General features: G+C 35.7%; 8 protein-coding genes. 2 read left to right on the forward strand and 6 right to left on the reverse strand.

Annotated elements, in window-relative coordinates:
* Positions 1-47 precede the first annotated feature (47 nt).
* The 4 genes from DEX24_RS13180 to DEX24_RS13195 form a co-directional block, all read right to left on the reverse strand.
* Complete coding sequence (locus DEX24_RS13180; protein WP_109306881.1) at positions 48-1,052, reverse strand: ketoacyl-ACP synthase III; 1,005 nt, start codon at positions 1,050-1,052, stop codon at positions 48-50.
* A gap of 119 nt (positions 1,053-1,171) precedes the next feature.
* Positions 1,172-1,696, reverse strand: a complete 525-nt coding sequence (locus DEX24_RS13185) for a GNAT family N-acetyltransferase (RefSeq protein ID WP_109306882.1) — start codon at positions 1,694-1,696, stop codon at positions 1,172-1,174.
* A gap of 31 nt (positions 1,697-1,727) precedes the next feature.
* The gene (locus DEX24_RS13190) at positions 1,728-2,096 is read right to left on the reverse strand and encodes an MmcQ/YjbR family DNA-binding protein (RefSeq protein ID WP_109306883.1); all 369 of its coding nucleotides are present in this window, start codon (positions 2,094-2,096) and stop codon (positions 1,728-1,730) included.
* 16 nt (positions 2,097-2,112) lie between these two features.
* Positions 2,113-2,664: a helix-turn-helix domain-containing protein gene (locus DEX24_RS13195; protein ID WP_109306884.1), complete on the reverse strand. Its 552-nt coding sequence runs from the start codon at positions 2,662-2,664 to the stop codon at positions 2,113-2,115.
* Between the two features lie 112 nt (positions 2,665-2,776).
* On the opposite strand from DEX24_RS13195, the gene DEX24_RS13200 reads away from it, so the two are divergent.
* Positions 2,777-3,361 (forward strand): LysE family translocator, encoded by a 585-nt coding sequence (locus DEX24_RS13200; RefSeq protein WP_109306885.1) that lies wholly within the window; start codon positions 2,777-2,779, stop codon positions 3,359-3,361.
* 440 nt (positions 3,362-3,801) lie between these two features.
* On the opposite strand, the gene DEX24_RS13205 is transcribed toward DEX24_RS13200, so the two are convergent.
* Positions 3,802-4,965 (reverse strand): iron-containing alcohol dehydrogenase, encoded by a 1,164-nt coding sequence (locus tag DEX24_RS13205; protein ID WP_109306886.1) that lies wholly within the window; start codon positions 4,963-4,965, stop codon positions 3,802-3,804.
* A gap of 455 nt (positions 4,966-5,420) precedes the next feature.
* On the opposite strand from DEX24_RS13205, the gene DEX24_RS13210 reads away from it, so the two are divergent.
* Positions 5,421-6,518 (forward strand): DNA alkylation repair protein, encoded by a 1,098-nt coding sequence (locus DEX24_RS13210; RefSeq protein WP_109306887.1) that lies wholly within the window; start codon positions 5,421-5,423, stop codon positions 6,516-6,518.
* A 222-nt stretch (positions 6,519-6,740) separates the two neighbouring features.
* On the opposite strand, the gene DEX24_RS13215 is transcribed toward DEX24_RS13210, so the two are convergent.
* Positions 6,741-6,941, reverse strand: a complete 201-nt coding sequence (locus DEX24_RS13215) for a cold-shock protein (RefSeq protein ID WP_109306888.1) — start codon at positions 6,939-6,941, stop codon at positions 6,741-6,743.

Consider the following 6,941-nt stretch of genomic DNA (forward strand, 5'->3'; position numbering starts at 1 on the left):
ACAAATTCAGCGCTATGTATATACTTTTAATAAGTAAAAAACGTGTTTTAGAACGATTGTTCTCGCTGGGGATCCAACTGCCATTTCACAATATGACCAGCATATGTTAAACCAGAGCCAAAACCATAAAGTAATAGCGTGTGACCATTTTGAAGCCGCCCATCATCTAGTCCTCTTTGAAGGGCAAGCGGGATGGAAACAGATGAAGTATTACCATAATATTCAACACTCGTTAGTGTTTTTTCAATAGGATGTTTTAATTTTTCACATATGGATTGAATCATACGTAAATTCGCACTATGTGGTACGAACCAATCAATTGATGCCAATGGAATTTTTGCTTGTGCCACTAATATTTTTGCACCCTCAGGTACTGTTCGTGATGCCCACTTATACACTTCTGGACCATTTTGCACGAGTTTTCCATCATCTTTCAACGCCACACCATTCATAACACTTGCCAAATTTGTGCAGTAAACATGGGCTCCTCCATGTCCATTCGTACCATAATGAGAAGCAATAAAACTAGGATTAACTTCATCATATTCGAGTAAAAATGCAGCGGCGCCATCACCAAATAAAATACATGTAGCACGATCTGTATAATCCATTATTTTAGACATGGTTTCCGTTGTAATGAGTAATATTTTTTTATGTAAACCCGAAGTAATTAAACCATTTGCAATATGTGCGGCATACGCAAAACCAGAGCAAGCTGTATTAAAATCAAAAGCAGCAGCTTGAGGTATGTCAAAGCGTGCTTGCACCAAACAAGCAACGCTCGGCATGACAAAATCAGCTGTTGTTGTTGATACAATAATCCCATCAACATCCACCAATGTTTTTCCAGAACGCTGAATCAAGTTCTCCACTGCTTTAAAAGCTAATGTTGAAGCAAATTCATCTTCAGCGGCAATACGTCTTTCTTTAATGCCCGTTCTTTTTATAATCCATTCATCATTCGTATCTATTATTTTTTCTAAATCATCATTATGTAATATTCGTTCAGGAACATAAGTACCAATTGATGTGATTCTCGCTTTAGATTGCATGTTTGTCTCCTCTTTATTACCTGTTATTATCACCTACTACTAATTATTACAACCTATTTTCACATAATAAAAAAGAACTTTCTCTGTTAGAACAGAATAAGCTCTTTTATGCAAAAATATTAGGTTGTAATGGCATATATTTCAGCATCAAATGGTTGATCATTTTGATACATATAATTTTGCAAAATACCTTCTAATTGAAAACCCTGCTTTTTTAATATATGACTTGAAGCCTCATTTCCTACTAAAACGATTGCTCCAATTCTCGTCAATTCCATTTCATCAAAACCATAGTTTATGGCTGCCTTCACTGCTTCATTGGCATAGCCTTCACCCCAAAACTCTGGAAACAAAGCATAGCTTATATCTGCACGTTTATGCTCTAGCGACCACTCTTGAAAACCAATTGTTCCTATTATTCTATGTTGACCATGAACTTCAATACCCCATTTTACACCTTTTTTCCGTTTAAAATCTGTGGCGAAGTTCACTAGTATATCCTTCACTTGTTCCATGCTTGTCAACGGTCTCTGCCCGTAGTAGCGTAGAACATCTTCATTTGAAAAACAAGTTAATACATCTAACGCATCTTCAGGTTGTAGTTCTCTCAAATTTAATCTTTCTGTTGAAATAGTTGGAAACATATCGACACCCCTCACTCATTTATGAAACGAATTATACGATTGACTGTTCATATATCAAATTTTGAGCTTTTTTTGTCAATTTATTAAAAATAAGTTCATACGCATTTTTTAAAAGCTGTTCTCCAAATTCAGTAGGCATTTCACTTGTATAATATATTGAATTCCAATGTGTTTTATTCATATAATAACCTGCTATAATCTCTTCATGTTCTTCTCTTAGTGCAGCAGCACGATCTGGGTCACATTTCATCGTAAATAACTCAATTCCTTTGGCATCAGTACCAAACATCGCAAACATTTTACCACCTACATGAAAACGTTGTGCCTGCCAATCTTCTTGGAAATCTGTTGTCGTACCTGGTAGCGTCAAACAATACTGCTGTAGTTGCATTTTATCCATATATATCTCCTCTCCTTTAAATATAATAAATAGTCATTGCTAACTTTAACAATGTTTCACCCCTATTTTCATAACAATGTGCTACATCCGCTTTAAAACGAATCGCATCCCCTTCATTCAAATGAAAGGTTTCATCACCCACAAACAACGTCAACTGCCCCTCATAAATAGTCAAAAACTCTTCTGTACCCTCTCGATGAGCTTCGGATTGTAGTTTGCTTGTTACATCCATTTCAACATCATAAATTTCAAATCGACGTTGTACATCAAAAGGGAAAATTGCTGATATACGGTATTTTCCATCATCCTCAACTAATTGTGGCTGTTGATTTTTACGTTTGAGTTGAACCGTTTCTTGTTGTTGTTCTATTAGTGTCGAAAAAGAAACTTTTAAACCATTTGCTATTTTCCAAATCGTCGCTAATGTAGGACTAGATTCCCCTCTTTCAATTTGTCCAATCATCGTTTTACTGACACCTGTTAATTGAGCTACCTTTTCTAAACTAAGTTTCTCATGTTGACGAAGTGCCTTCATATTTTTTGCTAAATTACGATGGATTTCTTCCAAAAATGATTCCTCCTATTTACTTTGTACTTTGCTACATGTATACTAATTAAAATTAGACGTTATATAGAACTTTTTGTGCATTATAACATACTATATAAAAGGAGATGTTTGCTTGCCTATTTTTTCATTTATTTTTTTCGTTGTGATTACAAGTTTCACCCCCGGACCAAATAATATTATGGCTATGTCTTTTGCCAACCAGTATGGCTTAAAACGAACGGTGCCATTTAGCGTGGGTGTCGGAATCGGTTTTTTCATTATCACGCTCGCTTCAAGTGTTTTCAATATTGCGTTAACTGAATTAATGCCTACTATTCAAACACCACTCTCTTTATTAGGCGTAGTCTATATGCTCTATTTAGCATTCAAAATATATCGCAGTACCTATGAAAAAAGCCAACAACAAAAATCGACAAAAAATTTCTTGGTTATCGGTACCTTGCTACAATTTATTAATCCAAAAGGTATATTATATAGTATCGCTGTTGTTGCTACCTATGTGTTACCTTATTATTCTAGCTATATTAGTTATTTCATCCTCTCTATTATTTTAGGATTTGTTGGTACGCTTAGTACTTTCACTTGGGCACTCTTTGGTTCTATTTTACAAAAATACTTGATCGCCTATACAAAACCATTTAATATTGTTATGGCGTTACTATTATTATATAGTGCTATATCATTATTGATTCATTGATTATTCCACTATATCGTAACATGAAGTACCATGTCCTTCCATTTAATTGCATGATTTTACGTGATAAAAAAGTTTTCTGTGACATGATGAAGTCGGCGATGTTTTTTTCAACATCACACTATTTTTCTATTTATGTATGTCAGATGAAAAGAATCATATCTTGTCCCCCTATCTATGAAGTTTTCATCTATTTATTTTATGATGAATTTCTTCTAAAAAGCTATTTGAATAGCCCAAACGAAAGTGAGTCAACATCTCTACCTACTTATTTTTCAGCATATGAATCGATGCTCATATGCTTTTATACATAAAATACCACTCGCTCGCGTTTCTTGCAGAATCAATCTCACAGAAAGCGGAACAGATGTGGTATTATTTGAAACGTTCACTACTAATAGAGAATCTAAAAAAACCTCTCATATGCTGAGAGGTTTTTAAGCTTATAAACTTGCTGTATAAATTTCTTTTGTATCTTGTGCATTCAATTTAGCAAAGACACCAAAGTCTCCACGTGCCATTGCACGATCGACCATCAAGTCCATTTTACTGTCATCGATTTCATAGTCTGCAAGTCTTGAAGGTGCACCAATACTTGTCCAGAATGCACGAAGTTTGCGAATACCTTCTTGAGCAATTTCTTCATCTGTACCAAATGTTGTTGGGACATCAAAGACACGCATCGCTAATTTTTTGAAACGTTCTACATTTAAATGTAAATTATGTTCCATCCAATGTGGGAATAAAATAGCTAATCCGCCACCATGTGGTATATCATATACTGCAGAGACTGCGTGCTCTAAGTTATGTGATCCCCAATCGCCACGATACCCCATATTTAAAATACCATTTAACGCCATTGTACCCGTATACATAATTGTTGCACGGTTATCATAATTTTCAAGATCCTCTAAAAGTTTAGGTGCTGTTTCCATGACCGTGTTTAATAATCCTTCACACATACGATCTTGGAAATCTGTATTTTTATCGTGATGGAAGTAATGTTCCAACGTATGCGACATCATATCAACAATACCATATACGGTTTGATTCAATGGTAGACTGAATGTATTTACTGGATCTAAGATAGAAAATTTAGGGAATACAAGTGGATGTCCCCAACCATATTTTTCATTTGTTTCCCAATTTGTGATGACCGATCCCGAGTTCATTTCCGAACCAGTAGCAGCAATTGTTAATACTGTACCGAATGGAATTGCTGCTGTTGGAATATGCTTACGTGTCACGATATCCCAAGCTGCACCTTCATATTTTGCAGCTGCAGAAATTAGTTTCGTACAATCAATTACACTGCCTCCGCCAACTGCTAAGATGAAGTCAATCGCATGATCTTTACAAATTTGAGCGCCTTTTTCTGCTGTAGTCAATCGCGGGTTCGGCTCAACACCAGCCAACTCGAATACTTCTGCATTCAGTTCACCTAATAAAGTCATAACTTGCTCGTATAAACCATTACGTTTAATACTGCCTCCCCCATAAACAACTAATACCTTATTACCGTATTTAGGGATTTCCGTTTTCAGTTGTTCTAATTGCCCTTTACCGAAATGTAATGCTGTTGGATTCCAAAATGTAAAGTTTTGCATGTAGCGCCTCCTAAGTTCTTAATAACTAAAACATAACCCATTTCCTAGTTAAATGCTATTCATTTGTATTATTATTCAAAAATAATTTTATTCTAACTCTAAAACGACTTTTCTATGCAATTACTTCATAGAGAAAAAGACATTCTTTCCATAAATGTTTTCCCAGTAAAGTTTACTAATCTGATTGATTCGTATGCACATGATTGGATTAACCAATTTTATGACACCGTTCAAAAAAATATATCGGCTTCCGGTCATACTGCCCTTTAGTTAAACTTCTCATTCACTTTTTTATAGCGATTGAATAGTGCAATAGAAGCGACTAATCCATACAATGCAAGAAACTTTATTCGTAAATCCGTTTTTAACTCTTTTTATTCATTTGACTTTTTTCTTGATTATCGTATATAATTAGAACACTTGTTTGTAAAATGTATTTAAAGGAGCGTTAAATTATGGCTGAACCTTTAGCTAATTTGTACTCGCCTGCTTTTTTCGAGTCATTTACAGCTACTCTGATAGAAGAATATCCTATGTTTGATCAAGACGCCTTTCTTACGGCAATTTACGATGAACAGTGGTCAAAGCGTTCCTTAAAAGAACGTATGCGCCATATCACACTGTCATTAAAACCATTGCTACCAACTGATTATTCGCAGTCGATTACATTATTAAAAGCAATCGCCCCTAAATGCCGAGGTCTGGAATATTTATTTTTCAGTGATTTCGTAGAAGTTTATGGCCAAGAAGATTGGGCTACTTCAATGGATGCATTTGAGCATTTTACTGTATCATCTAGTGCAGAGTTTGCCGTTCGACCATTTATAGAGCGTCAACCGCAAAAAATGATGGCTCAAATGCTTCAATGGTCTGAGAGTGACAATGAACATATTCGACGATTAGCCAGCGAAGGGTGTCGTCCTCGTCTACCTTGGGGGAAAACCTTAGTAGCATTTAAAGAAGACCCTTCACCTATTTTGCCCATTTTAGATCGTTTAAAAGATGATGTAGCTGTTTATGTTCAGAAAAGCGTTGCGAATAACTTAAATGATATTTCTAAAGACCATCCAGAACTCATAAAAAAAATTGCCACTGACTGGTATGGTCATTCTAAACGTACCGATTGGATTATAAAACATGGCTGCCGCGGACTATTACGTAATAGCCATGCTGAAGTATTTGCACTTTTTGGTTTTGTTGCCACGCCAGCAGTGACGATCGCTGATTTCCAAATTGCTCATCATACGCTAGCTATTGGTGCTACTTTGCCTTTTTCCTTTACAATTGTTCCGACAAGCCCAATCAAACAAAAATTGCGTATTGAATTCGCCATCGATTATATGAAGGCTAATGGTAAAACGTCACGTAAACTATTCAAAATATCTGACTTTACTTTTGCAGGTACAGCACGTACCTATACTAGAAATCATTCATTCCAAAACAGAACGACACGTAAGCATTATGTTGGAGCGCATCAGGTTGCCATTATTATAAATGGCATTGAATTTGCTGTATTGCCTTTTTCCTTACACACAGCCGATACTTTACATTAAAAATTAGGTAGCAAAGTTTTCTCACTTTATGTCTGTAATCAAGCTATACAGCATAAAGGATTTAGACAACTATGCTTTTTCTATTCACTCGAAGGGATCTACTCTTTTGGTTCGATTACATACTGCCTGTGCTCGAACCACTTCAGTAATTGACCATGATTGAAATTACTGCACAACACAAAAAAAAGCAACCTCGAGAGGTTGCTTTTTTCGTTTTGCAGATTAAAGTTTAGTAACGTTTTCTGCTTGTGGTCCGCGGTTACCTTCAGTAACTTCGAATTCAACTTTTTGACCTTCGTCTAAAGATTTGAAACCGTCGCCTTGGATAGCTGAGAAGTGAACGAATACGTCATTTCCGCCTTCGATTTCGATGAAACCGAATCCTTTTTCTGCGTTAAACCATTTTACTGTACCTTGTGTCAT

Source organism: Kurthia sibirica, from assembly GCF_003143975.1.
Classification (GTDB): domain Bacteria; phylum Bacillota; class Bacilli; order Bacillales_A; family Planococcaceae; genus Kurthia; species Kurthia sibirica.

Bases quoted from the DNA above. Each gene is read 5' to 3' on its own strand.
- DEX24_RS13190 (WP_109306883.1), bottom strand. From the start codon at position 2,096: ATGGATAAAATGCAACTACAGCAGTATTGTTTGACGCTACCAGGTACG.
- DEX24_RS13215 (WP_109306888.1), bottom strand. From the start codon at position 6,941: ATGACACAAGGTACAGTAAAATGGTTTAACGCAGAAAAAGGATTCGGT.
- DEX24_RS13185 (WP_109306882.1), bottom strand. From the start codon at position 1,696: ATGTTTCCAACTATTTCAACAGAAAGATTAAATTTGAGAGAACTACAA.
- DEX24_RS13180 (WP_109306881.1), bottom strand. From the start codon at position 1,052: ATGCAATCTAAAGCGAGAATCACATCAATTGGTACTTATGTTCCTGAA.
- DEX24_RS13205 (WP_109306886.1), bottom strand. From the start codon at position 4,965: ATGCAAAACTTTACATTTTGGAATCCAACAGCATTACATTTCGGTAAA.
- DEX24_RS13210 (WP_109306887.1), top strand. From the start codon at position 5,421: ATGGCTGAACCTTTAGCTAATTTGTACTCGCCTGCTTTTTTCGAGTCA.